This is a genomic window from Citrobacter sp. ANG330 (genome assembly GCF_047467925.1).
In the GTDB taxonomy this organism is placed as follows: domain Bacteria; phylum Pseudomonadota; class Gammaproteobacteria; order Enterobacterales; family Enterobacteriaceae; genus Citrobacter_A; species Citrobacter_A amalonaticus_G.
The window spans coordinates 908,488-931,690 of sequence record NZ_JASJUI010000001.1; the positions used below are offsets into that span (position 1 = coordinate 908,488).

Consider the following 23,203-nt stretch of genomic DNA (forward strand, 5'->3'; position numbering starts at 1 on the left):
AACCAATTTTTTACATTTAGCCAAGCGGAGCGCAAAGAAAGTGAGAGCTATGACACAGTGAATAATCACTGTCTGAAATGAAAATGCCCCGGGGAAAACTCACCGGGGCATTAATAAAACGAGGTGGGATTAACGCAGACCCAACTGGAAGATCAGGGTTTCGGCTTCGCAGGCGAAGACAAAATCGATATCCAGACGCACACCGTCAGACTCTTCAGTGAAAGTTGAGGTGATTTTGCACGGCTCAGATTCGACGCTACGGGCTTTTTCGGTCAGCGCGGCCAGCGTTTCTTCAGCCTCTGCGCGGTTAGCGAACACACGGCTGTATGATGCGGTGCAATCGGAGTTGTCCATGATGGTACCAACATCCATACAGCAGCAAACCGGGGTTTCATCAGCACTGCATTTACTCATTGTAGATTTCCTCTGTATTTTGCACTCAGGGTGCCAGATAAACGATGAGGATATTTTACGCTCCCCCCTATCACCTCTCCAGTTGTTAATTGAACGAAATGAGATAAGTGACCGAAATCACACTTAAAAATGATCTAAAACAAATTTCACCCAAAAGGATGAGTGCGCAACCTGGCAATTTTGCCAGCTGGATCGCGTTTTTAAGATCACAATTGAAAAAAGTTATAAACATACTTGCAACATCTCAGCTGGTCAGACCTATACTCACGCCACTGGTCTGATTTCTAAGTCGTACCGCAGACCCTACACTTCGCGCTCCTGTTACAGCATGTAACATAGTTTGTATAAAAATAAATCAATTGAGGTTATGGTCATGAGCCAGAAAACCCTGTTAACAAAGTCTGCTCTCGCAGTCGCAGTGGCAATTATCTCCACCCAGGCCTGGTCTGCAGGCTTTCAGTTAAACGAATTTTCTTCCTCTGGCCTCGGCCGGGCCTATTCGGGTGAAGGCGCTATCGCAGACGATGCAGGTAACGTCAGCCGTAACCCAGCGCTGATCACGATGTTCGATCGCCCGACGTTTTCTGCGGGTGCGGTCTATATCGATCCGGACGTCAACATCAGCGGACGCTCGCCGTCTGGCCGTAGCCTTGATGCCGATAACATCGCGCCAACGGCATGGGTGCCCAACGCGCACTTTGTTGCGCCCATTAACGATCAGTTCGGTTGGGGAGCATCCATTACCTCCAACTACGGTCTGGCGACGGAGTTTAACGATACCTACGCGGGCGGTTCTGTTGGCGGTACCACCGACCTCGAAACCATGAACCTTAACTTAAGCGGCGCCTATCGCTTAGATGACGCATGGAGCTTCGGTCTGGGTCTGAACGCCGTTTATGCACGTGCGAAAATCGAACGCTTCGCCGGCGACCTGGGTCAACTGGTCGCAGGCCAGGTCATGCAGTCTCCTGCCGGACAAACGCCGCAGGGTCAGCAACTGGCAGCCACCGCCAATGGCATCCCAGGCAATACAAAAATTGCCCACCTGAACGGTAACCAATGGGGCTTTGGCTGGAACGCCGGGATCCTGTATGAACTGGATAAGAACAATCGCTATGCGTTGACCTACCGTTCTGAAGTCAAAATTGACTTTAAAGGTAACTACAGCAGCGATCTGCCGCCAGCGATCAACAACTACAACCTGGGTATTCCGACCGCTACCGGCGGCGCGACTCAGTCAGGTTATCTGACGCTGAACTTGCCAGAAATGTGGGAAGTGTCCGGTTACAACCGCGTGGCGCCGCAATGGGCAATCCACTACAGCCTGGCTTATACCAGCTGGAGTCAGTTCCAGGAGCTGAAAGCGAAATCCACCGGCGGTGAGACACTGTTCCAGAAAGATGAAGGCTTTAAAGACGCCTACCGCATCGCGCTGGGGACGACCTATTATTATGATGATAACTGGACGTTCCGTACCGGTATCGCCTTCGATGATAGCCCGGTTCCGTCACAAAACCGTTCTATCTCGATTCCGGATCAGGACCGTTTCTGGCTGAGCGCGGGGACCACTTACGCCTTCAATAAAGATGCGTCTGTGGACGTTGGCGTCTCTTACATGCACGGCCAGAGCGTTAAGATTAACGAAGGTCCGTACCAGTTCGAGTCTGAAGGTAAAGCCTGGCTGTTCGGTACCAACTTCAACTACGCATTCTGATTTCTTGCAGGCAGATGTAAAAAAGGTGAGCTTTTTAGCTCACCTTTTTATTTGCTCAATCTGGCTTACTCGGAATCGATCTCTTTCAGTTCGTCCTGAATCGCCTGCGCGTTCGGGTTTTCCTGCGGCTTGAGCTTCCCGCCATTGGCGATAAAGTCATGGCGCTGGAAGTATGCTTCACGAACCAAAATATACGGATCGGAGGACTGACGCAGCAGACCATCGGAATCCAGCAACTGGGCGCGGGTTTCAATCCCTTCAATCGTCCATTTACCAATAGACATCGGCCAGGTCAGCCAGGAGAGTACCGGATAGAGCGTATCCGCCATATCGCCGCCATCATCACGGATTGTCCAACTCCCGTAAAACGGTAACTGCACGTAAGGACCATAGCCGACGCCATAGTGACCTAAGGTACTGCCGAAACGATGCGGCTCAACACGTTGCAGTTTCGGGTTCGCCATGCCAGCGACATCAATAAAGCCGCCCATCCCCAGGATCGTATTAAGGAAGAAACGGGTGAAATGCACCATCCCCTGATACGGATCGCCCTGCAGGAAATAGTTCACCATCACCGCCGGTTCTTCCAGGTTGCCGGTGAAGTTGCTCAGACCATTACGGGCAGGCTGCGGAACATAATCACGCCAGGCGACGGCCACCGGTCGAACGATATACGGATCCAACACATTAAAGTTGAAGTTGTACATGGTGCGGTTGAACCCTTCAAACGGGTCTGAACGCCCCTGCTGTTCTGTGCCGGAACTTGCACACCCCACCAGCAGTGTGGTTCCCAGCGCAAGCGCCGACAGGCGAAGCTTCATAAATGTCTCCCTGTTAATTATGGCTATCGCTGATTGCCATCCATGACGGAACACTACCGTATCCGCCTGTAAAGGTGTGAGCGATTGTAACAGTACGTCAAACGATGTCTATATCACCGAACACGCTGCTGTGATCATAGCCTGGTCACATCAGCATCGTCGCACTTCTATTCTAGCGGGATACATAAAAACAAACGTTACCATTTTTGCGTTTTCAGAGTATGTCCTCACGGGGGTCTGGCTAAAAGCCGCTACGCTTTATCTTGTTAGTGTGCATACCGGAGATGAATGATGGTCGATCATGAAAACGACAAGATAGATGAGCATAGCGACGAGCTTGCCGTCGAAAGTGATGAAAAACAGAGTGGGAAGAAAATAGAACTGGATGAAGATCGTCTCCCCTCACGGGCGATGGCGATTCACGAACATATCCGTCAGGACGGGGAAAAAGAGCTGGAGCGGGATGCGATGGCGCTGCTGTGGTCCGCTATTGCTGCCGGGCTTTCAATGGGTGCCTCGCTGCTGGCAAAAGGGATCTTTCACGTCGAACTGGAGGGAGTTCCTGGCAGTTTCTTGCTGGAGAATCTCGGCTATACCTTTGGCTTTATCATCGTCATTATGGCACGCCAGCAGTTGTTTACCGAAAATACCGTCACCGCCGTTCTGCCCGTCATGCAAAACCCAACCCCCGGTAATTTCGGTCTACTGATGCGCCTGTGGGGCGTTGTGCTACTGGGGAACGTGCTGGGTACCGGCATCGCGGCCTGGGCATTTGAATACATGCCTATCTTTAATGAAGAGACCCGTGATGCGTTCGTGAAAATCGGTATGGATGTGATGAAAAACAGCCCCACGGAGATGTTTGCTAACGCCATTATTTCCGGCTGGCTGATTGCCACTATGGTCTGGATGTTTCCGGCCGCTGGGGCGGCGAAGATCGTAGTCATCATTCTGATGACGTGGCTGATCGCACTGGGCGATACCACCCACATTGTGGTCGGGTCGGTCGAAATTCTCTATCTGGTATTTAACGGTACGCTGCACTGGAGCGACTTCTTCTGGCCGTTTGCCTTACCGACGCTAGCCGGAAACATTTGTGGCGGCACCTTTATCTTCGCTCTGATGAGCCATGCGCAAATCCGCAACGATATGAGCAACAAACGTAAAGAAGAAGCCAGAGTCGCAGCGCAAAAAAGAGACAACAAGCAAAAAAAAGAGGAAAAACAGGCCTGAATGGCGACGGTTTGAACAGTCAGGCGGCCGCTCACTTACCGGGACACACAAAAACCGGTATACTGAGCGCCGCTTCGTCCCCTTAGTTAAATGGATATAACGAGCCCCTCCTAAGGGCTAGTTGCAGGTTCGATTCCTGCAGGGGACACCATTTCAGTCGTTCCCGCCGTGTATTGACGATGGCAGACTTTTGCAAATCTGTTGTTCCATTCAGAGAATCCTGTTGTTCTCATCCCTGGTATCGCACTGGCGAACGGCTGTTTTATGTATGCGGGAATGTCCTTTTCAGATAAATAACCATTAACGAATACTTGCCTGAATAAAAATTTCTTTAGACGACTTCGAGATATATTCTTGTTCCTTGCCATTATTATAAAGCGGGTGTAATAATTCATCAAAACACGCCACGGAATAAACAACTTATGGATGATATTATTCAACTTGAATATTATATGCGTCATGCTATTTATGAGGCTGAAGAAAGTCTGCGCGAAGGAAATAAAGGATTTGGCGCGGTCATCATCAAAGAGGGTGAAATTATTGCCGCCGCGCATGATGGTGAGGAAACAGAATCAGACCCAACATCGCACGCGGAAATTAACGCTATTAAACTCGCTGGAAAAAAGATCGGCAAAGATTTATCCGGTTGTATTCTTCTCTCGACCAGTGAACCCTGCCCGATGTGTGCTTTTGCCATTGCCTGGTCTGGTATCAAAGAAATAGCCTATGGCTACTCGATTCAGGATGCGCTGGCTCAGGGACGCAGGCGTATTTTATTCCTCTGTACCGAGGCTTTTGATAAAGCAGGAATGGATATTACCGTGCATAAAGGTGTTCTGCAGCGGGAATGTTCAATTCTCTATCGCGCGGATGTTCGACATGAAATCAACAATCTTCGCGCCGCGACCGATGACGATCTCAGGGCGCTGAATGCGGATTCGATTGCCCGTCGAACGGCCTGGTACAGTGAAAATGGCGCGATACTGCATACTGAACAATGCACTCTGTTAGAGGCGGCCCACCATTTGCTGGTAACCCGATTTCACGCCGCGGAGGAGGAGATGCCGGTTGTGGCGAAAAGTGAAAAACAGATTACGTTCCATTCCATGAATTTTTGCCCTACGCTTGAAGCATGCAAAATATTACGTCTGGACACACGGCACGTGTGCAAACTTCTTAATGAGGATTCCACAAACAGACTGGTCAAAAATATAGATCGCAGACTTCGCTTCTCGCGAAATTACGCCAGTCTGCGCCCCTATACGCCTTTTTGCGAAGAATTTATCTCAATTGAAGATTGATAGTTAAGTGGTTCCATAGTGTGGTAGACAAAAAAACATCACGGTAAAATATCTTCTCACTGTTTTCGATCGCCAGTTTTAGACGCCCGCCTTGCTGGCCGGGCGTCGTCTGGCTTAACGTACTATTTCTCGGCGCATTTTCCGGGTCGCGTAAAACGCATCCGCACTCATCCAAAGCTCATAAGTCGTATCATGATTTTTGCGATTTTTGAGCTCGCGTAGCGTAATACCGCGAATCTTCCCTTCGTTTACCAACCGGGTTACCTCCCCCGTACTGAGTCGTAACTGCTTTTTCATCACCGACATCAGACTGACCTGAAAGGCCATCGTTAACCTGATACTCACCTTTACCTGCTGATGCCGGACAAGCGTTATCCGCCACTGTTCACGAACGTTAAAATCCGGAACCCCGGAGAGCTCGGCGTTATTTCGCTTCAGGATTTGGCGATCGTGGGCGAAAAGCTGGATCGCTCTTGCGTCATTGGCAACGATCCGCGCATAAAGCTCGCGGTCAATGCGGCTGACAGGAAGACGTGAGAACAGGCTGATGTTCCAGGTGTAATCGCAATACAGGCATTTGTAGATGCTCCAGACATCCAGCTGCTTCTTTTGCGAATTCATTCTGAAAGCCCCGGAAGGGACGAAATCGCGCTTAATATTGCAGGCAGGACAGCGCTTTGCGATGCGCTGATAGCCCACGGGACTGACGGTCCATGTGACGTGCATGTTGACCCTTTTTTAACCCATACAAAAACGGGTTCGTCCTGAACGAACCATGAATTTTGCTATGCGAAAAATATTTGACGATATTTTTCAGTGGGTTAACAAAAGATTTCCAGCACAACCATCCCTTGGGTTATCGATGAGACAGTAAGACTAGCAGACCTTTATTTTCTCAATACATAAGTCAAATCAATATTTGTGACACAACTGTCAGGGTTATTTGATCTGACATCGGATTCTTCTCGAAAAATAGCCGTATATTCATTCATCACCCCCAGAGATAAGGAGCGCCAGATGTCACAGCAAGAACAGTTCTGCCACGCATGCGGAATGCCGCTTTCCGCGCCCGACGCCAAAGGCGCGAGCGATAAATACTGCGCCTATTGCAGTGATGCCGAAGGGAATCTGAAGCCCTGGGATGAAGCCGTTTCCGGTCTGGCGGGATTTCTGGATTCCTGGCAAAAAGTGGGCCCCGAGGAGTCACGTAAGCGCGCGATCCGTTACCTGACGTCGATGCCCGCCTGGGCACACAAAGCGGAAGACTAAACCGCTGATGCCAACCCAACGGTCGGATGCCGTCGTCATTCTGCATGAAATCTACGGCATCAATGCGCATATACATCGCACCAGGGAGATGTGGCGGGCGCGGGGTTTCGACGTCTACGCCCCCGCACTTTTTCCACATGACGCGCCGTACAGCTATACGCAGCAGGATGAGGCGTATCGCAATTTTTCAAATCACGTCGGTTTTGATCCGCAACCGGTTTTAAAATTGCTTGCCACACTGCGCACGCAACATCGCAAACTGATTGTCATCGGCTACAGCACCGGAGCAACGCTGGCATGGCGAGTCGCCGGAAGCGGTTTGTGTGATGGGGTTATCTGTCATTATGGCTCACGCATTCGTCAGTACAGCGATGAGTTACCACACTGCCCAGCGCTGATGATCCTGGCCCGCCACGAGCCGTCATTCGATCCTACGGCGCTTCAACAGAAGCTGGAAACATTGCCCCTGGTGCAATGCCATATGTTCGATGCGCAGCACGGCTTTTGTGATGCAGACAGTCCCGGATACCTTGCGTGGCAGGCACGCCATGCTGTCGCCGATGCCATCGCTTTTGTCGACGCGGTCTGCGGGTAGTCGGTTGGATAGAATTCAGTAAGATACAAACCATCGGTTCCACGTTGTACTGTGAGTTCAATGGTTCGCGTGACGGGCGTATCGCTGCAGTAAAACAAGAAAAGCGTCGATCTGATTGTTAGCGGAAATAGCCAGATCGGCAAATACCGATCCGGCCCTTTATATCAGAGAACTTTACTTAAAAATTCAGCCGTACGTGGATTCGCTGGCGACGTAAACAGCACCTCAGGCGTTCCCTCTTCCTGGATAATGCCGTGATCGATAAAGATGACCCGATCGGCCACTTCACGGGCGAACCCCATTTCATGGGTGACGATCGCCATAGTCATTCCTTCATTGGCCAGGTTCTTCATGACTTCCAGCACATCTCCGACTAACTCCGGATCCAGCGCCGAGGTTGGCTCGTCAAACAGCATGATAGAGGGGTTCATTGCCAGCGCACGGGCAATCGCCACGCGTTGCTGTTGACCACCCGACAGGCGTGAAGGCCAGGCGTCGCGTTTATCGCTTAATCCAACTTTTTCCAGCAGCATTTCTGCCCGGCAGATCGCATCGCGACGCGAGAGTCCCAACAACATTTGCGGCGCCATCATCAGGTTGTCCAGCACCGTCATGTGCGGAAACAGATTAAAACGCTGGAATACCATCCCCACGCTTTCGCGCATTTTATTGAGATCGGTTTTGCGATCGTGAACGGCAAAACCGTTCACCAGCACCTCGCCTTCAGTGACCGTTTCAAGCGCGTTCATGCAGCGCAAAAAGGTACTTTTGCCGGACCCAGACGGACCGATGATACACACCACCTCCTGCGGTTTGATATCACAGTCAATCCCGCGCAGAACGTGGTTATCACCAAAATGTTTATGTAAGTTTTTAATGTGGATCACTTTTACCAAACCTTTTTTCCAGACGGTTAACCAGCTGCGCCAGCAGGAAGGTGAGTACCCAGTACACCAGTGAAATGGTCAGGTAGGGTTCCCAGTAGGTGGCATAAGCCCCCGAAACCGTTCGCGCGGCGTAGGCCAGATCGGCAAGTCCGATCGCCGAGGCGAGTGAAGAGTCTTTGACAATGGCAATGGCGTTGTTGCCCAGCGGTGGAAGAATCCGGCGGAAAGCCTGTGGCAGGATAACTTTGCGCATGGTTTTCCACCATGGCATTCCCAGCGCCCGCGAGGCCTCCATCTGACCGGGATCAATCGACTGGATCCCCGCCCGGAAGATCTCGGAAACATAGGCCCCGGCATTCAACGTGATCGCCACAATACAGGATAAGAAAGCCCCGTAGCCCGAGCGCAATTCGCGGGCAAAATCGGCGCTCATCAGCCCGCTGGTGACCAGCATTCCGTCACGGGGATTGATGAACAGCGGCACCAGCGCAAAATGGACGACCATGATCTGGACAAACAGCGGCGTTCCGCGAAAGGCGCTGACATAGAAACGAACGGGATATTGAACACAATAGCGGAGCGCGTATTTCCAGAAACCGTGCTCGGCTTTCGCCATGCGGCCCAGTCCCAGCGTCAGCCCCCAGAGTGTGCCAAGACAGACACAGATGATGGTGCATTTTATGGTCATCCACGCGCCTTCCATAAATAATGGCGCATACTCCTGGATGATTTCCCAACGAAATCCCGTCATGGTTTTCCCCTGCAAAAAAGCTGACACAGACCGCGTGTCAGCCTAAAAATAAATGAATAACGCAAATTACTCTGACGGAAGCGTCGGGACTTCGCTGTCAAACCAGGTTTTATAAATTTTATCGTAAGTACCGTCAGCGATGATTTTCTTCAATCCTGCGTTAATCTTCTGCTGTAATTCGGTATTCCCTTTAGCGACCGCAATACCAAAATACTGACGCTCAAACTTGGCATCCGGAACGAGCTTGAACTGTTTTTCCGGATGCTGCTTGATGTAGTATTTCACCACGCCGACATCGCCCACTGCCGCGCTGACGCCATCTTCAAACAACTCCTGCAGCATTAACGGCGTATTGTCGAAACGCTTAATCGCAGTGCTGTTTTTCCCCAGAACGCCGGAAACCACAATGTCACCGGTGCTGGAGTTAACGACGCCCACTTTTTCCGTTTTCAGCGAATCCAGAGAACTCACTTTTGAATCAGCCGGAACGACGATCGACTGTTCGGCCGGGAAGTAAGGGAGAGAAAAATCAACCATCTGCTTACGTTTATCCGTGATGGTGATCCCCGAAATAATGATGTCACGATCCCCGGAGCCCAGCGTCGCGAAGATCCCTTCCCACGGCGTATTGACCAGTTTGACATCAAAATTTTCTGCTTTAGCGATGGCTTTAATAATATCGATATCAAAGCCTTCCAGTTCCTTCTGGCTGTTTTCAAACTCAAACGGACGATAAGTGCCGCCCGCGCCGACCACGTAGGTTTCTTGTGCTGCAAAAGCGGCCCCGGTCAACGCTATCATTAAACATCCTGCTTTTATCCACTGACTGAACATTCCCTTCTCCTGTTATTTTTATGCACATTTACTGCATAAAAATACCCAAACTGATTTCCTTATGCAATCACTATCTGATCCACGGTTTGCCTTGCGGGATCCCCGCTTAGCTCACCGCATTCACGGTCTTTGCGCCTTCCTGCGCCATCGCCGCAAACGCCCTGGCGGCAGCGGTTCGCCAGGCTCCCTTGCGCTGCATTAATACGGCCGTGCGTTCGAGCAGTTGTGGGGTCAGTGAAATAGCCCGCAGATCGTTGCTTTGCCCGGCGACAGGCGCAGGCAACAACGTGGATAATCCGGTCCGGCGCACCAGCTCCAGTACGGCGCTGATGGAGTTGACCTCCATGAGGATCTGCGGTCGCAAACCTGCCTGACGGCAATACCGGTCAATCTGTTCCCGGGTCGCAAATTCCGCGCTCAATAAAATCAACTTTTCACTATTGAGCACGTGCAAATCCACCGACGCCTGCGCCGCCAGCGGGTGATTTTCTGCCACGACCAGGGCCAGGTTTTCAGTCAGCAATGGCTGTACATCGATATCCGCAGAGTGGACTTCCTCAAACGCAATACCGACATCCAGTTCATCGTTGACCAGCATCTCTTCGATTTTGTCCTGCGAGCGTTCCTGTAGCTGTAAAGTTACATTGGGATAGCGGGTATAAAATTCAGCCAGTAGCGGGCCGATAAACCAGGCGGTGAAGGTGGGCGTGACCGCTACGCGCAGAGAACCCCGGCTCAGATCCTCCACATCATGCATGGCGCGTTTGCCCTCTTCCAGCGCCCGTAGCGCGCTACGCGCATAGCGCAGATAAACCTCTCCCGCATCGGTCAACCGGGTCTTACGCCCGCTGCGATCAAACAACTGCACGCCCAGCATTTCCTCCAGTTGCCGGATTTGCTGCGAAAGCGCCGGTTGCGAAACATGCAGCGCCGCCGCGGCACGGGTGAATCCGTGATGCTCCGCCACGGCAAGAAAGTAGTAGGTATGTCGATCCAGCATCGCTCTGACTCATAAGATTATCCAATGGACTTTATTATAAATGAGTCTTTTATCTTATGAAACGAAGCGCGTAGCCTGTGTTCATCGCATAGCGAGACAGAGGATTATTCGTGAAAGAGATTATTGATGGCTTCCTGAAGTTTCAGCGTACAGTATTTCCTGAACGTGCCGCACTATTCAGACGCCTTGCCACTTCGCAAAACCCCCGTGCGTTATTCATCTCCTGTTCGGACAGTCGTCTGGTTCCGGAACTGGTTACGCAGCGCGAACCAGGCGATTTGTTCGTGATCCGCAACGCCGGCAATATTGTGCCGTCATACGGTCCGGAACCCGGCGGGGTAACCGCCTCGGTGGAGTACGCCGTCTTGGCGCTTCGCGTCACCGACATTGTTATCTGTGGTCATTCCGACTGCGGCGCGATGACCGCGATTGCCGGTTGTCACTGCCTGGACGCTATGCCCGCCGTCGACCACTGGTTGCGCTACGCGGACTCCGCTCGCGTGGTTAACGAGTCCCGTGAACACGCCTCTTTGGCCGAGAAAACGGCCTCAATGATACGTGAAAACGTCATTGCACAACTCGCCAATATTCAGACCCATCCCTCCGTACGCCTCGCGCTTGAAGAAGGGCGCATTGCACTCCACGGCTGGGTCTATGATATCGAAAGCGCAGACATTGCCGCTTACGACGGTGCCAGCGGACGGTTCGTTTCACTGGCAGAAAAGCCGAATACCTGCGCCATGCCTTACCGCCAGTCATCTGCAGCCTGAGCTATTTTTAACGTATCAATGAGGTTCTATTATGATTCAGTCACAAATTAACCGTGATATTCGCCTGGCCCTGGCCGACCAGATCCTGCTGAGCAAAGCCAAAAAAGACCTTACGTTTGCCCAACTTGCGGACGGCACGGGGTTATCCGAAGCCTTTGTCACCGCCGCGTTGCTTGGTCAACATGCCCTTCCAGGCGATGCTGCGCGCCTCGTCGGCGAGAAACTGGCGCTGGATAGCGATGCGGTACTGTTGCTACAAACTATCCCACTGCGCGGCAGTATTGACGATCGCGTACCGACAGACCCGACGATGTACCGTTTCTATGAGATGTTGCAGGTTTACGGCACCACGCTAAAAGCGCTGGTTCATGAAAAATTTGGCGATGGCATTATCAGCGCGATTAATTTCAGGCTGGATGTAAAAAAAGTGGCGGACCCGGAAGGCGGCGAACGCGCTGTGATTACTCTGGATGGTAAGTATTTACCGACGAAGCCTTTTTAATCCAACAGCACGGTACGCGCAGGCGTATCGTTCTTCTTTTCTCTGCTCACAGGAGTAAAGCATGTCTGTACATGATAACTATCTGCAACAGGCGCTGGCTCTGGCTGCCCGTAACGTTGAACAGGGTGGACGCCCGTTTGGCGCGGTCATTGTCCGCAACGGCGACACGGTCGCCGAAGCTGTCAATACACTGCACCTGGATGATGATCCCACCGGACATGCGGAGCTTAATGCCATTCGTGCGATTGCTGCCCATTCCGGCAGCGCGGCCCTTCGGGAATGCGTGGTTTACGCCAGCGGACAACCGTGCCCGATGTGCCTTAGCGCAATGTATCTCACAGGCGTGAAAGAAGTCTGGTTCGCTAACAGCAATGATGATGGCGAAATGTTCCGTCTCTCTACGGCCGCCATTTATCAGCAGCTACAGCAGCCTCTCGATCAGCAAACCCTGCCCGTTCATCATCTTCCGCAGCCCGATGGGCTGACAGTTTATCAACGCTGGGCTGAAAAACAGTCATGAACAAAACTCCCCGCATTGGCCTGATGCTGATGATTCTGGTTCTGATTGGCCTGAATATGCGTCCGCTGCTGACCTCTGTCGGCCCACTTCTGCCCCAGCTGCGCGCCGCCAGCGGCATGAGCTTTGCCATGGCGTCGCTGCTCACGGCGCTACCGATGATCGCTATGGGCGCGCTGGCACTGGCCGGAGGAGTGATCACTCGTCATATCAGCGAGCGTTTCAGCGTCGCCCTAAGTTTGCTGATGGTAATGGTCGGCGCATTGCTTCGTGAGCTGGCCCCGCACAGCGTGGTACTGCTCAGCAGCGCCCTGCTGGGCGGTATTGGTATTGGGATCATTCAGGTCGTCATGCCCACGGTGATTAAGCGTCTTTTTCATCGTCGCATGCCGCAAGTGATGGGACTCTGGTCGGCGGCACTGATGGGCGGAGGAGGACTCGGCGCCGCACTGACGCCGTGGATCGCGCAGTACAGCGAACTCTGGCATCGCTCGCTGGCATGGTGGGCTCTACCCGCGCTGATAGCCCTGGTCGGCTGGCTGGCACAAGGTCGATCGACCCGGATGCCCTCACCTGATCCGAAAAGTGCTGCCGTGCGTGTTGTACTCAACCCGCGCGCCTGGACGCTGGGGCTTTATTTTGGCGTGATTAATGGCGGTTATGGCAGTCTGATTGCCTGGCTGCCGCCGTACTATATTCAGTTAGGCGAAAGTGCACAGTTCAGCGGTACATTGCTGGCACTGATGACCGTCGGTCAGACTGCGGGAGCGTTGATATTGCCGATGCTCGCGCATCACCAGGATCGCCGTAAACTGTTGCTTTTCACGCTCGCCTTACAGATGCTCGGCTTTTGTGGTTTTATCCTCTTGCCTATGCAACTGCCGATTCTCTGGGCCGTGGTTTGTGGTATCGGCCTGGGTGGCGCATTTCCTTTATGTCTGGTGCTGGCGCTCGACCACGCCCGACATCCGGCGGTATCCGGTAAATTGGTCGCTTTTATGCAGGGTATTGGGTTTATTATCGCCGGCCTCTCTCCCTGGCTCTCCGGACTCTTGCGAAGCCTGAGCGGTAATTTTCTACTCGACTGGACGTTCCACGCCCTTTGTGTGGCTGGACTGATGACGCTGACGCTGCGTTTTGCGCCCGCGCGCTATCCACAGGAGTGGTCAGTTGCTGAATAAGACGGAAAGGAAAACAGAGGGATACTCCGGGTCGTTTTCATGGGTTCTGACGACGAAAGTGCCAGTCAACTGGCACTTACCTCTCGGATGCGATAACCCAACATAAAAAAGCAATAAGTGAAATTAATGATTTATGCCGGACCCATTAACGCTTACCGTAACCCACCATAAAACGAATGATCAGCCCGCAGGCAGGTGAAAGAAAAAGAAACAATCCTGTGACCATTTCATCACCTGCAGTCAACCACATCGTGGTGTAGTATATCAGCACCGCCAGAATGGCCATGCCGACAAACGCGCTAATCGCTGATACCCAACCCAAAACCTGGGCAATATAACCACTGACGCCCAGCATACTTGCGAGCAGAAAGGCTAAAAAAAAGATCATCGCCGTACCTCCTTTTTGCATGAGCTTCTTACGTAAACCCTTACTCTCCTTATACTTTTAATCATAAACTAAAGCGCCACCCCCGGCAAATATCACAACCTTTTTATAACAAACGTAATTATACGAATATTCCGCATTGTGCTTTTCTAACCTTATTGAAAACAAATAATTAAAAAACACGTTATTATTTTTTATACACGATGCAAATATTTACGCTTCTTGATTAATTATTTGTGGCTGACATTAATCTCCTGGTGGTACATTATATATCCAGCATTCATGCCCCACGTGGTTTTATCCTGACGCAGCTTTACACTCTTTGCAGGAACCATTGTCGTACATGATGGCCTAATACATTGAGTGTACCGCGTGGATAAAACGTCTTCTGCGATACAACCATGCGTATCAAAAGAAGGTGTTTATGTTCCCTAAATGCAAATTCTCTCGCGCGTTCCTGCATCCGCGCTACTGGCTCACCTGGTTTGGTCTCGGTGTGCTCTGGTTACTGGTGCAACTTCCTTACCCTGTGCTGTGCTTTCTCGGCACCCGTACGGGTATGCTGGCGCGCCCTTTACTGAAGCGTCGCGAATCCATCGCCCGTAAAAACCTCGAGCTCTGCTTCCCGTCTTATTCTCAGGAGCAGCGAGAAAAGATGATTGAAGAGAATTTCCGTTCTCTCGGCATGGCGCTGCTGGAAACCGGCATGGCCTGGTTCTGGCCTGACCGTCGCGTACGTAAATGGTTTGATGTTGAAGGACTGGATAACCTGCAACGCGCGCAGGCGCAAAACCGCGGCGTGATGGTAGTCGGTGTTCACTTTATGTCACTGGAACTGGGTGGCCGGGTAATGGGCCTTTGTCAGCCGATGATGGCGACCTATCGTCCACATAACAATCCATTGATGGAGTGGGTACAGACCCGCGGACGTATGCGTTCAAATAAAGCGATGATCGGCAGAAACAATCTGCGCGGCATCGTCGGCGCCCTGAAAAAAGGGGAAGCCGTCTGGTTTGCCCCCGATCAGGATTACGGTCCGAAAGGCAGTTCTTTCGCGCCGTTCTTCGCCGTTAAGAACGTGGCAACCACTAACGGCACCTATGTGTTGTCGCGCCTTTCAGGGTCAGCCATGCTCACAGTGACGATGGTCAGAAAAGCCGGTAACAGTGGTTATCGCCTGTATATCTCGCCTGAGATGAAAGGCTACCCGACAGATGAAAACCAGGCCGCCGCCTATATGAACAGAATTATCGAGAAAGAGATCATGCGCGCGCCCGAGCAGTACCTCTGGATCCACCGCCGCTTTAAAACCCGTCCACTGGGTGAAGCTTCGCTTTACATTTAAAAAGGCCGTAAGGCCTTTTTTATTGTCTGCCATCCACCAATAACCTTGATTACATGGCGGTTTTTATCTTTCCTTTTTTCACTGCCCGTCGCGTCGCTCAATATTGATTTATTCCCCTCTGAAATTATACTGTCGCCGAATCACGACACCTGTAAGTTACTAAAAGTAAATAAGAAAATGCCTCTTGTCTCGCCTGATTTTTAGGCGTACATTAGCGCCGTCTGGAGCAATCAACGCACAGAATTCTGAGGTGATGCCGCAAACGAAATGAGGAATATTCCGGGTTTCGTTTTTACCGGTATCAGCTCTCTATAATCAGATGAGATGAAATTCATTCAGGCGTATCAGTCATTACGCGGAGAGATGAAAGTGAAATATTTCTTTATGGGCATTTCTTTTATGGTCATCGTTTGGGCCGGTACGTTTGCCCTGATGATCTAAAGACAATAATGCAGCAAAAACAGGAGCCATCGGCTCCTGTTTGCGTTTAGATGGGCAATGCTTTTACTCGAGGGTTTCAGAGGCTGACTTCGTTCCTGCAGGCAGCAAACCATCGGCGCGAAACATTGCTTTAATCCCTCTGATCGCCTGCCGGATACGATCGCGGTTTTCAATCAGGGCGAAACGCACGTGGGTATCACCGTAATCACCAAAACCAATTCCGGGCGACACACACACTTTAGCCTCGTTCAGTAGCTTTTTCGCAAAATCCAGCGACCCCATTCCGGCATACTGTTCCGGGATCTTCGCCCATACGTACATCGAAGCCTTCGGCATTTCGACCATCCATCCGGCCTCATGCAGCCCTTTCACCAGCACATCCCGGCGACGCTTATACTGCTCAGCAATATCGCGTACGCACTGCTGATCGCCTTCCAGCGCCGCAATAGCGGCTACCTGCAGCGGGGTAAATGTGCCGTAGTCATGATAGCTCTTGATCCGCGCCAGGGCATTTACCAGCGTTTTGTTGCCAACCATGAAGCCAATACGCCAGCCAGCCATATTGTAGCTTTTCGACAGGGTGAAAAACTCCACCGCCACGTCGCGGGCGCCTGGCACCTGCATGATGGACGGTGCTTTCCAGCCGTCGTAAACGATATCGGCGTAAGCCAGATCGTGCACCACCAGCACATCGTAACGCTTCGCCAGTGCGACCACTTTCTCGAAAAACGCTAACTCAACGCACTGCGCTGTCGGGTTAGACGGGAAACCGAGGATCATCATCTTCGGCTTCGGATAACTTTCGCGAATCGCGCGTTCCAGCTCATTGAAAAAATCGATACCTTCCACCAGCGGAACAGATCGCACCTGAGCGCCAGCGATCACCGCGCCGTAAATATGGATGGGATAGCTGGGGTTTGGCACCAGCACCGTATCACCATGATCGAGCGTCGCCAGCATCAGGTGTGCCAGCCCCTCTTTTGAGCCGATGGTGACAATCGCTTCAGATTCAGGATCGATGTCGACGTCATAACGTTCCTGATACCAACGGGAGATAGCCCGACGCAAACGCGGAATACCGCGAGAAGTGGAATAACCGTGCGTATCCGGGCGCTGCGCCACGGTGCACAGTTTTTCAACGATGTGAGGCGGCGTTGCGCCGTCCGGGTTCCCCATGCTGAAATCGATAATATCTTCGCCGCGCCGACGCGCAGCCATCTTCAGTTCAGCGGTGATGTTAAAAACGTAAGGGGGGAGACGATCAATACGCGTAAAGCGACGTTCAGGGCGAGAGTCAGCCATAGTTTCCTCAGATTCACGTTAGCGCCCGGACCGTCCGAGCGACGCTGCCACGGTGTGGCATGTCTAGAAAATAGCCTGATTAAAATCCTTCTGTCGAGAGGGAAAGGAAAATATTTTTTCGTTTCACAAAAGAGGCAAATTATTTTTAAAAGAGGAAGTGATTCATTTTCATCATCGTTAAATATCACTTTTTCATAACAGTCTGTTGTTATGATTGTAACCATGAAAGCTGATGTTTTATGAGATGTATTGTAAATACACCAATCGCCAGGCAATCCCCTTTTAAAAACAGGGTTTTTCCTCATTAGCGGAACGACCTCAGCAGACTGGTCATCCGCCCTGCGGTTACCTATCATAGTACTTTCACTTTTTGGCAAGAGTCCCCTCGTGCACGAAATATTTTCCATGCTGCTGGCCGTATTTGACCGGGCAGCGCTGATGCTTTTTTGCCTGTTTTTTCTCATCCGCATCCGCCTGTTCCGCGAGCTGCTGCATAAGTCTGCCCATACGCCAAAAGAGCTGCTCGCTGTTACCGCCATTTTTTCGATGTTTGCGTTGTTCAGCACCTGGTCTGGCGTTCCGGTTGAGGGTTCGCTGGTGAACGTGCGAATTATTGCCGTGATGTCAGGCGGGATCCTGTTTGGCCCGTGGGTGGGGATTATTACGGGGGTGATTGCCGGGACACACCGCTATCTGATCGACATTGGCGGCGTGACGGCGATCCCCTGCTTTATCACCAGCATTCTGGCAGGTTGCCTTGCCGGCTGGATTAACCGCAGGATCCCGAAAGCGCAGCACTGGCGCGCCGGGATTTTAGGCGGCATGCTTTGCGAAACGCTGACGATGATCCTGGTTGTCCTCTGGGCGCCAACCACTGAACTGGGGCTGGATATTGTCTCGAAAATCGGTATTCCGATGATTCTGGGCAGCGTCTGTATCGGGTTTATCGTGTTGCTGGTACAAAGCGTTGAAGGAGAAAAAGAAGCAAGCGCCGCACGGCAGGCTAAGCTGGCGCTGGATATCGCCAATAAAACCCTGCCCCTGTTTCGCCACGTTAACAGCGAATCGCTACGCCAGATCTGCGAAATCATTCGTCATGATATCCACGCCGATGCGGTTGCCATCACCAATACCCGGCATGTGCTGGCTTACGTCGGCGTCGGTGAAGTGAACTACCGCAACCATGATGATGTTGTCAGTCCGACCACCCAGCAGGCGATCAATTCCGGTAAAATTATTATTAAAAACAATGATGAAGCGCATCGCACGCCGGAGATCCACTCCATGCTGGTCATTCCCTTATGGGAAAAAGGCGTGGTGACCGGCACGCTGAAAATTTACTACTGTCACGCCCATCAGATCACCTCGTCATTACAGGAGATGGCCATCGGCCTGTCGCAAATTATCTCAACCCAGCTCGAGGTATCCCGTGCCGAGCAATTACGGGAAATGGCAAATAAGGCAGAGCTACGTGCACTGCAAAGTAAAATTAATCCTCATTTCCTCTTTAACGCCCTGAACGCGATTTCGTCATCGATTCGGCTTAATCCGGACACTGCCCGTCAGCTCATTTTTAATTTGTCGCGTTATCTGCGCTATAACATTGAGTTAAACGATGACGAGCAGATCAACATTAAAAAAGAGCTGTACCAAATCAAAGATTACATCGCCATTGAACAGGCCCGCTTTGGCGACAAGCTGACCGTTATTTATGATATTGATGAAGAGGTCAACTGCGTCATCCCCAGCCTGTTAATACAACCGTTAGTGGAAAACGCGATTGTTCACGGCATTCAGCCCTGCAAAGGGAAAGGTGTGGTGACCATTAGCGTCGCCGAGTGCGGCAACCGGGTGCGCATTGCCGTAAGGGATACGGGTCACGGTATCGATCCGAAAGTGATTGAGCGCGTGGAATCCAACGAAATGCCTGGCAATAAAATTGGTCTGCTTAATGTCCATCATCGCGTTAAGTTGCTGTATGGTGAAGGTCTGCATATTCGCCGCCTGGAACCCGGCACCGAGATCGCTTTTTATGTACCCAACCAGCATACGGCGACCACTACGCCCGCCACGTTATTGCTATAAGCCGGAGTAACACTGTGAAAGTCATCATCGTTGAAGATGAATTCCTTGCCCAACAGGAACTCAGTTGGCTGATAAAAGAACATAGCCAGATGGAAATTGTCGGGACGTTTGACGACGGGCTGGATGTGCTGAAGTTTTTGCAGCATCAGCGCGTCGACGCTATTTTTCTCGATATCAATATCCCGTCTCTGGACGGCGTTCTGCTGGCGCAAAATATCAGTCAGTTTGCTCACAAACCGTTTATTGTTTTTATTACCGCGTGGAAAGAACATGCGGTTGAAGCGTTTGAACTGGAAGCGTTTGACTATATTCTTAAACCGTATCAGGAATCACGGATCGTCGGGATGCTGCAAAAACTGGAGGCGGCCTGGCAGCAGCAACAGTCTGGCACCACAGCGGTTGGGCCCGTGACGCGTGAAAACGACACGATTAATCTCATCAAGGATGAGCGGATCATCGTCACACCGATCAACGATATTTATTACGCCGAAGCGCATGAGAAAATGACGTTTGTCTATACGCGGCGGGAATCGTACGTGATGCCCATAAATATCACCGAGTTCTGCAATAAACTGCCGCCCTCGCATTTCTTCCGCTGCCACCGCTCGTTCTGCGTCAACCTGAATAAAATTCGCGAGATCGAGCCGTGGTTTAACAATACCTATATTCTACGCCTCAAGGATCTGGAATTTGAAATTCCCGTCAGCCGCAGCAAGGTGAAAGAGTTCCGGCAGTTAATGCATTTATAGTGCGCTGCCGGGCAGCGCAAAAATCAGACTTTGAGCATTTTGACCGTAGACTCGATATCAATCTCATCCTCCGAGAAGATTAACGTCGTGCCCTGGAAGGTGGTGATCGCCAGTTTTTTTACCGTGCGCATTTCACCCGGTTTCACGGTAGTTTTCGGCCTGATGCTGCTCATCAGCAGCCCGACAGAGAGCACCGCATTCTCTTTATCAATCGGCGTGTCGGCCGGGACCTCTTCGCTGAACACCACGAAGGATTTAATCGAGGTAAGTTTCAGGCGTTCGCCCGCGATATAGATATATTTGCTGTCCGGTACGACCTTTACCGCATAGGCAGAAAGCCCTTTATTGTTAGTGGTCGGTTCAAAGGTTACCGCCGCATCTTTTTTGATCAGTTCAGGGTTGGCAACCTTAATCACATGAAAATAGCGGTTATCGCCGTTCTCATCTTTGATAAATCCAAAACCTTTATCTTTAAACCACGTTGTGATTGTTCCGTTCATCGCCATTACCGTCTGGTTAATCCACTCAAATTTTTGCAGCGCGCAGTGTAAAGCACAATGCCTGCGCAGGCCACGTCTTTGGCTTAAGTCTGGATGATAAATGTCAGCGACGCGAGGGAAAGTGACGTCGCCATCATTCGCCGGTCGGCTGGAAATGGGTTATCATCCGTCCCCACTTTCTCGCCGGGCAGCCTGATGTCTACGATTATTGATACCTTTATCGCCCCACCGTGTAACGACAAGATAGAGACGCTCTATCAGGACGATCACCTGGTGTTGATCAATAAACCTGCCGGGCTGCTCAGTCTTTCTGGGAAGAATCCGCAAAATCTCGATTCGGTACACTATCGGCTGGTTCAGCAATATCCTGGCTGCACGCTGGTCCACCGTCTGGATTTCGGTACGTCCGGACTGATGGTCGTGGCGCGTAATAAGGCGGTCAATGTCGCCCTCTGCCACCAGTTCAGCCAGCGCACCGTCCGTAAGGTCTATAGCGCATTGCTCTGCGGACATCTGAACACTGACGAAGGGGTGATTGATGCGCCGATAGCCAAAGATCCAGCGCGGTTTCCGCTCATGTCGATTTGCCCGAACAATGGCAAACCCGCGCGATCGCGCTATCAGGTGGTTGAGCGCGTTAATCAATCCCTCGCCGACGGGGCCACACTGCCGTTGACGCGGGTCCAGCTCACGCCGGAGACCGGACGCACGCATCAGTTACGCATTCACTGCCAGCTATTGGGACACCCTATTCTGGGCTGCGACCTGTATGGCGGTCGCCTGCTACCCGGTACAGAACAAACCACACGGCTGATGCTACACGCCTGCGAATTACACTTTACTCACCCCATTAGCGGAGAGTGTATTAACGTGCATCACAGCGCGCCGTTCTGAACACGACTTACCACATCAAATCATCAGGCACTTTAAAATCAGCATACGGATCGTCTTCATCCTGCTCTTCCTTACTCAACGCACTGTGCAATACGATGCTGGTTGCGTCGCGCTGCGCAATTTTATCGGCGACGCTGGCCGGGATAATCGCGTATTCGCTCTCGCCGCTGTTATCGGTAGATAAACGCGCAATGGCCAGACGTCCGTTGATCAACTGCGTCTGGGTCAGCTTATCGACGTAGATTTTCTTGATGAGATTGTTATCGGTGAAGTTAAAGCCAATATCGCCTTTTGCGACAGTGATGCGATTCATTTCAATAAGTTGCTTCACCTGGGCTTTAAATTCTTTCGCCAGCGTCGCCTGCCTTTGCTGCTCACTGAGCTGTTTATCACGCTCAAGCTGCGCCTTTTTATTTTCTTCGACCGCCTCTCTTGCCTCACGGGCCTGTACGCGTGATTTTTTGGCCGTTCTCTGCACTTTCGCCATTTTTTTGCTGGTTACTAAACCCGCTTTTAGCATCTGCTCTTGTAAGGTAAGTTTCGTCATTGTCGCTTCTGAGTCTGATGAATGATAAGTGGGATTATACCTGTAATTGACCAAACCGCGTGAGGCTCGCGGTTTGGTCGTTTAATGTGGCTTAAAGAATCTGGCCTAAGGTCTGGCGCAAATGCGCGCCGGAGCCGAGCAGACCGGGGTTGTCGTGAACAATCAGATAGACGGGAATGTCCTGAACGTAGGCCTTGAAGCGACCTTTATCTTCAAAACCGCCGCGGAAACCCGAGGCTTTGAAGAACTCCAGGAAGCGCGGCACGATGCCACCGGCAATGTAGACGCCGCCAAAGGTGCCAAGCGTTAACGCCAGATCGCCGCCAAAACGTCCCATGATGACGCAGAACAGCGATAACGCACGACGACAATCCGTGCAACTGTCGGCCAGCGCGCGTTCGGTAATGTCTTTTGGTTGCAAATTCTCTGGCAGACGTCCGTCAGATTTGACGATCGCACGATACAAATTCACCAGCCCCGGACCAGAAAGTACGCGTTCCGCAGAGACGTGACCAATCTCGGCACGCAGTACCTCCAGGATGATCGCCTCTTCTTCGCTGTTCGGCGCGAAATCTACGTGACCGCCCTCGCCCGGCAGGCTGACCCAACGTTTATCGACGTGGACCAGATGCGAAACCCCCAGCCCCGTGCCCGCACCGTAAACCGCAATAGGTTTCCCCTCAACCGGTTCCGCGCCGCCAAACTGGATCAAATGCTCTTTTTTCAGCATCGGGATCGCCATCGACACGGCAGTGAAATCATTGATGATTTCCAGATGACTGAAACCAAGATTCTTTTTCATCTCTGCAATAGAAAACGCCCAGGTGTGGTTGGTCATGGCGACCCAGTCACCCGTAATCGGGCAGGCAATTGCGATACAGCCCGCGTCCACTTTCACCTTGTGTTCATCGAGATAAACACGCACAACAGCCTCCAGGCTGGGATAGTCCAGACCAGAATAGGTTTTGGCCTGCGAGATTTCTCCGCTGTCGATATCGCACAGAGCAAGACGGGCATTGGTGCCGCCGACATCACCCACTAAAGCATACTTTGTCATTCTTCTACTGCTCCGCTAAAGTCAAAATAAGTCTTTGCCACACTGTAAATATACGGGGGCATAACAACAATCTCAGAAAAGCGAGTCCCCTGAAAATATCGATCCAGGT

The 23,203-nt window shown here is 51.6% G+C and carries 26 protein-coding genes and 1 tRNA gene; 15 read left to right on the forward strand and 12 right to left on the reverse strand.

The features are described 5' to 3' along the window. Positions 1-129 precede the first annotated feature (129 nt). Positions 130-414: a YfcZ/YiiS family protein gene (locus tag QNN88_RS04525; RefSeq protein ID WP_042317736.1), complete on the reverse strand. Its 285-nt coding sequence runs from the start codon at positions 412-414 to the stop codon at positions 130-132. 373 nt (positions 415-787) lie between these two features. Between QNN88_RS04525 and fadL the strand changes: the two genes are divergently transcribed. After that, a complete protein-coding gene (fadL, locus tag QNN88_RS04530) occupies positions 788-2,128 on the forward strand; it encodes a long-chain fatty acid transporter FadL (RefSeq protein WP_414239138.1) in 1,341 nt (446 codons plus the stop codon). 65 nt (positions 2,129-2,193) lie between these two features. Here the strand turns inward: fadL and mlaA are convergent, their stop codons facing one another. Continuing rightward, on the reverse strand, positions 2,194-2,949 hold the full coding sequence (mlaA, locus tag QNN88_RS04535; protein ID WP_414239139.1) for a phospholipid-binding lipoprotein MlaA: 756 nt from the start codon (positions 2,947-2,949) through the stop codon (positions 2,194-2,196). 291 nt (positions 2,950-3,240) lie between these two features. Between mlaA and QNN88_RS04540 the strand changes: the two genes are divergently transcribed. The 3 genes from QNN88_RS04540 to QNN88_RS04550 all read left to right on the forward strand — a co-directional run bounded on the left by QNN88_RS04540 (position 3,241) and on the right by QNN88_RS04550 (position 5,483). Further along, positions 3,241-4,182, forward strand: coding sequence for a formate/nitrite transporter family protein (locus tag QNN88_RS04540; protein WP_414239353.1), 942 nt, complete (start codon positions 3,241-3,243; stop codon positions 4,180-4,182). A 76-nt stretch (positions 4,183-4,258) separates the two neighbouring features. Further along, positions 4,259-4,333: transfer RNA gene (locus tag QNN88_RS04545), tRNA-Arg, on the forward strand. A gap of 271 nt (positions 4,334-4,604) precedes the next feature. After that, positions 4,605-5,483 carry a nucleoside deaminase gene (locus tag QNN88_RS04550; RefSeq protein ID WP_414239140.1) on the forward strand — a complete coding sequence of 293 codons (879 nt, stop codon included), beginning with the start codon at positions 4,605-4,607 and terminating at the stop codon, positions 5,481-5,483. Between the two features lie 114 nt (positions 5,484-5,597). Here QNN88_RS04550 and QNN88_RS04555 read toward each other — a convergent pair whose 3' ends face one another. Then, a complete protein-coding gene (locus tag QNN88_RS04555; RefSeq protein ID WP_414239141.1) occupies positions 5,598-6,209 on the reverse strand; it encodes a DUF1062 domain-containing protein in 612 nt (203 codons plus the stop codon). A 291-nt stretch (positions 6,210-6,500) separates the two neighbouring features. On the opposite strand from QNN88_RS04555, the gene QNN88_RS04560 reads away from it, so the two are divergent. Beyond that, positions 6,501-6,752, forward strand: a complete 252-nt coding sequence (locus QNN88_RS04560) for a zinc ribbon domain-containing protein (RefSeq protein WP_414239142.1) — start codon at positions 6,501-6,503, stop codon at positions 6,750-6,752. Positions 6,753-6,759: 7 nt separating this feature from the next. Then, positions 6,760-7,347 (forward strand): dienelactone hydrolase family protein, encoded by a 588-nt coding sequence (locus tag QNN88_RS04565; protein ID WP_414239143.1) that lies wholly within the window; start codon positions 6,760-6,762, stop codon positions 7,345-7,347. A gap of 164 nt (positions 7,348-7,511) precedes the next feature. Here the strand turns inward: QNN88_RS04565 and QNN88_RS04570 are convergent, their stop codons facing one another. The 4 genes from QNN88_RS04570 to cynR form a co-directional block, all read right to left on the reverse strand. Then, positions 7,512-8,234, reverse strand: coding sequence for an amino acid ABC transporter ATP-binding protein (locus tag QNN88_RS04570; RefSeq protein ID WP_414239144.1), 723 nt, complete (start codon positions 8,232-8,234; stop codon positions 7,512-7,514). Continuing rightward, complete coding sequence (locus QNN88_RS04575) at positions 8,221-8,985, reverse strand: amino acid ABC transporter permease (RefSeq protein ID WP_414239145.1); 765 nt, start codon at positions 8,983-8,985, stop codon at positions 8,221-8,223. The genes QNN88_RS04570 and QNN88_RS04575 overlap by 14 nt, the downstream gene beginning before the upstream one ends. Before the next feature lie 66 nt (positions 8,986-9,051). After that, on the reverse strand, positions 9,052-9,819 hold the full coding sequence (locus QNN88_RS04580; RefSeq protein WP_414239146.1) for a basic amino acid ABC transporter substrate-binding protein: 768 nt from the start codon (positions 9,817-9,819) through the stop codon (positions 9,052-9,054). A 106-nt stretch (positions 9,820-9,925) separates the two neighbouring features. Next, positions 9,926-10,819: a transcriptional regulator CynR gene (cynR, locus tag QNN88_RS04585; protein ID WP_414239147.1), complete on the reverse strand. Its 894-nt coding sequence runs from the start codon at positions 10,817-10,819 to the stop codon at positions 9,926-9,928. Positions 10,820-10,929: 110 nt separating this feature from the next. On the opposite strand from cynR, the gene QNN88_RS04590 reads away from it, so the two are divergent. From QNN88_RS04590 to QNN88_RS04605, 4 genes are all read left to right on the forward strand, one after another. Further along, on the forward strand, positions 10,930-11,589 hold the full coding sequence (locus QNN88_RS04590; RefSeq protein WP_414239148.1) for a carbonic anhydrase: 660 nt from the start codon (positions 10,930-10,932) through the stop codon (positions 11,587-11,589). A 31-nt stretch (positions 11,590-11,620) separates the two neighbouring features. Then, positions 11,621-12,091 carry a cyanase gene (gene cynS / locus QNN88_RS04595; protein WP_414239149.1) on the forward strand — a complete coding sequence of 157 codons (471 nt, stop codon included), beginning with the start codon at positions 11,621-11,623 and terminating at the stop codon, positions 12,089-12,091. A gap of 61 nt (positions 12,092-12,152) precedes the next feature. After that, entirely contained in the window at positions 12,153-12,611 is a 459-nt protein-coding gene (locus QNN88_RS04600) for a nucleoside deaminase (protein ID WP_414239150.1), read from the forward strand. Continuing rightward, complete coding sequence (locus QNN88_RS04605; RefSeq protein ID WP_414239151.1) at positions 12,608-13,789, forward strand: cyanate transporter; 1,182 nt, start codon at positions 12,608-12,610, stop codon at positions 13,787-13,789. The genes QNN88_RS04600 and QNN88_RS04605 overlap by 4 nt, the downstream gene beginning before the upstream one ends. 145 nt (positions 13,790-13,934) lie before the next feature. On the opposite strand, the gene QNN88_RS04610 is transcribed toward QNN88_RS04605, so the two are convergent. Then, a complete protein-coding gene (locus tag QNN88_RS04610; RefSeq protein ID WP_414239152.1) occupies positions 13,935-14,177 on the reverse strand; it encodes a DUF2545 family protein in 243 nt (80 codons plus the stop codon). Positions 14,178-14,598: 421 nt separating this feature from the next. Between QNN88_RS04610 and lpxP the strand changes: the two genes are divergently transcribed. Then, positions 14,599-15,519, forward strand: a complete 921-nt coding sequence (gene lpxP, locus QNN88_RS04615) for a kdo(2)-lipid IV(A) palmitoleoyltransferase (RefSeq protein WP_414239153.1) — start codon at positions 14,599-14,601, stop codon at positions 15,517-15,519. Between the two features lie 369 nt (positions 15,520-15,888). Beyond that, positions 15,889-15,960, forward strand: coding sequence for a membrane protein YpdK (gene ypdK / locus QNN88_RS04620; protein ID WP_010723117.1), 72 nt, complete (start codon positions 15,889-15,891; stop codon positions 15,958-15,960). Positions 15,961-16,023: 63 nt separating this feature from the next. Here ypdK and alaC read toward each other — a convergent pair whose 3' ends face one another. Beyond that, complete coding sequence (gene alaC, locus QNN88_RS04625) at positions 16,024-17,262, reverse strand: alanine transaminase (RefSeq protein WP_414239154.1); 1,239 nt, start codon at positions 17,260-17,262, stop codon at positions 16,024-16,026. Positions 17,263-17,649: 387 nt separating this feature from the next. Here alaC and QNN88_RS04630 point away from each other — a divergent pair, with 387 nt between their 5' ends. Continuing rightward, entirely contained in the window at positions 17,650-19,347 is a 1,698-nt protein-coding gene (locus QNN88_RS04630; RefSeq protein ID WP_414239155.1) for a LytS/YhcK type 5TM receptor domain-containing protein, read from the forward strand. 14 nt (positions 19,348-19,361) lie between these two features. Then, complete coding sequence (gene ypdB / locus QNN88_RS04635; protein ID WP_414239156.1) at positions 19,362-20,096, forward strand: two-component system response regulator YpdB; 735 nt, start codon at positions 19,362-19,364, stop codon at positions 20,094-20,096. A gap of 23 nt (positions 20,097-20,119) precedes the next feature. Here the strand turns inward: ypdB and QNN88_RS04640 are convergent, their stop codons facing one another. Then, on the reverse strand, positions 20,120-20,602 hold the full coding sequence (locus QNN88_RS04640) for a cold-shock protein (protein ID WP_414239157.1): 483 nt from the start codon (positions 20,600-20,602) through the stop codon (positions 20,120-20,122). Positions 20,603-20,791: 189 nt separating this feature from the next. On the opposite strand from QNN88_RS04640, the gene QNN88_RS04645 reads away from it, so the two are divergent. Next, the gene (locus tag QNN88_RS04645) at positions 20,792-21,490 is read left to right on the forward strand and encodes an RluA family pseudouridine synthase (protein ID WP_414239158.1); all 699 of its coding nucleotides are present in this window, start codon (positions 20,792-20,794) and stop codon (positions 21,488-21,490) included. Positions 21,491-21,497: 7 nt separating this feature from the next. Here the strand turns inward: QNN88_RS04645 and QNN88_RS04650 are convergent, their stop codons facing one another. Continuing rightward, on the reverse strand, positions 21,498-22,037 hold the full coding sequence (locus QNN88_RS04650; protein ID WP_414239159.1) for a DUF2058 domain-containing protein: 540 nt from the start codon (positions 22,035-22,037) through the stop codon (positions 21,498-21,500). A gap of 91 nt (positions 22,038-22,128) precedes the next feature. Then, positions 22,129-23,094: a glucokinase gene (gene glk / locus QNN88_RS04655; RefSeq protein ID WP_414239160.1), complete on the reverse strand. Its 966-nt coding sequence runs from the start codon at positions 23,092-23,094 to the stop codon at positions 22,129-22,131. Positions 23,095-23,203: the final 109 nt, after the last annotated feature.

Coding starts and splice junctions, on each gene's coding strand:
- QNN88_RS04525 (WP_042317736.1), bottom strand. CDS start 414: ATGAGTAAATGCAGTGCTGATGAAACCCCGGTTTGCTGCTGTATGGAT.
- QNN88_RS04575 (WP_414239145.1), bottom strand. CDS start 8,985: ATGACGGGATTTCGTTGGGAAATCATCCAGGAGTATGCGCCATTATTT.
- QNN88_RS04610 (WP_414239152.1), bottom strand. CDS start 14,177: ATGATCTTTTTTTTAGCCTTTCTGCTCGCAAGTATGCTGGGCGTCAGT.
- cynS (WP_414239149.1), top strand. CDS start 11,621: ATGATTCAGTCACAAATTAACCGTGATATTCGCCTGGCCCTGGCCGAC.
- QNN88_RS04550 (WP_414239140.1), top strand. CDS start 4,605: ATGGATGATATTATTCAACTTGAATATTATATGCGTCATGCTATTTAT.
- QNN88_RS04580 (WP_414239146.1), bottom strand. CDS start 9,819: ATGTTCAGTCAGTGGATAAAAGCAGGATGTTTAATGATAGCGTTGACC.
- QNN88_RS04640 (WP_414239157.1), bottom strand. CDS start 20,602: ATGGCGATGAACGGAACAATCACAACGTGGTTTAAAGATAAAGGTTTT.
- glk (WP_414239160.1), bottom strand. CDS start 23,094: ATGACAAAGTATGCTTTAGTGGGTGATGTCGGCGGCACCAATGCCCGT.
- alaC (WP_414239154.1), bottom strand. CDS start 17,262: ATGGCTGACTCTCGCCCTGAACGTCGCTTTACGCGTATTGATCGTCTC.
- QNN88_RS04560 (WP_414239142.1), top strand. CDS start 6,501: ATGTCACAGCAAGAACAGTTCTGCCACGCATGCGGAATGCCGCTTTCC.
- QNN88_RS04605 (WP_414239151.1), top strand. CDS start 12,608: ATGAACAAAACTCCCCGCATTGGCCTGATGCTGATGATTCTGGTTCTG.
- QNN88_RS04565 (WP_414239143.1), top strand. CDS start 6,760: ATGCCAACCCAACGGTCGGATGCCGTCGTCATTCTGCATGAAATCTAC.
- QNN88_RS04645 (WP_414239158.1), top strand. CDS start 20,792: ATGTCTACGATTATTGATACCTTTATCGCCCCACCGTGTAACGACAAG.
- QNN88_RS04650 (WP_414239159.1), bottom strand. CDS start 22,037: ATGACGAAACTTACCTTACAAGAGCAGATGCTAAAAGCGGGTTTAGTA.
- cynR (WP_414239147.1), bottom strand. CDS start 10,819: ATGCTGGATCGACATACCTACTACTTTCTTGCCGTGGCGGAGCATCAC.
- lpxP (WP_414239153.1), top strand. CDS start 14,599: ATGTTCCCTAAATGCAAATTCTCTCGCGCGTTCCTGCATCCGCGCTAC.
- fadL (WP_414239138.1), top strand. CDS start 788: ATGAGCCAGAAAACCCTGTTAACAAAGTCTGCTCTCGCAGTCGCAGTG.
- QNN88_RS04540 (WP_414239353.1), top strand. CDS start 3,241: ATGGTCGATCATGAAAACGACAAGATAGATGAGCATAGCGACGAGCTT.
- QNN88_RS04555 (WP_414239141.1), bottom strand. CDS start 6,209: ATGCACGTCACATGGACCGTCAGTCCCGTGGGCTATCAGCGCATCGCA.
- QNN88_RS04600 (WP_414239150.1), top strand. CDS start 12,153: ATGTCTGTACATGATAACTATCTGCAACAGGCGCTGGCTCTGGCTGCC.
- mlaA (WP_414239139.1), bottom strand. CDS start 2,949: ATGAAGCTTCGCCTGTCGGCGCTTGCGCTGGGAACCACACTGCTGGTG.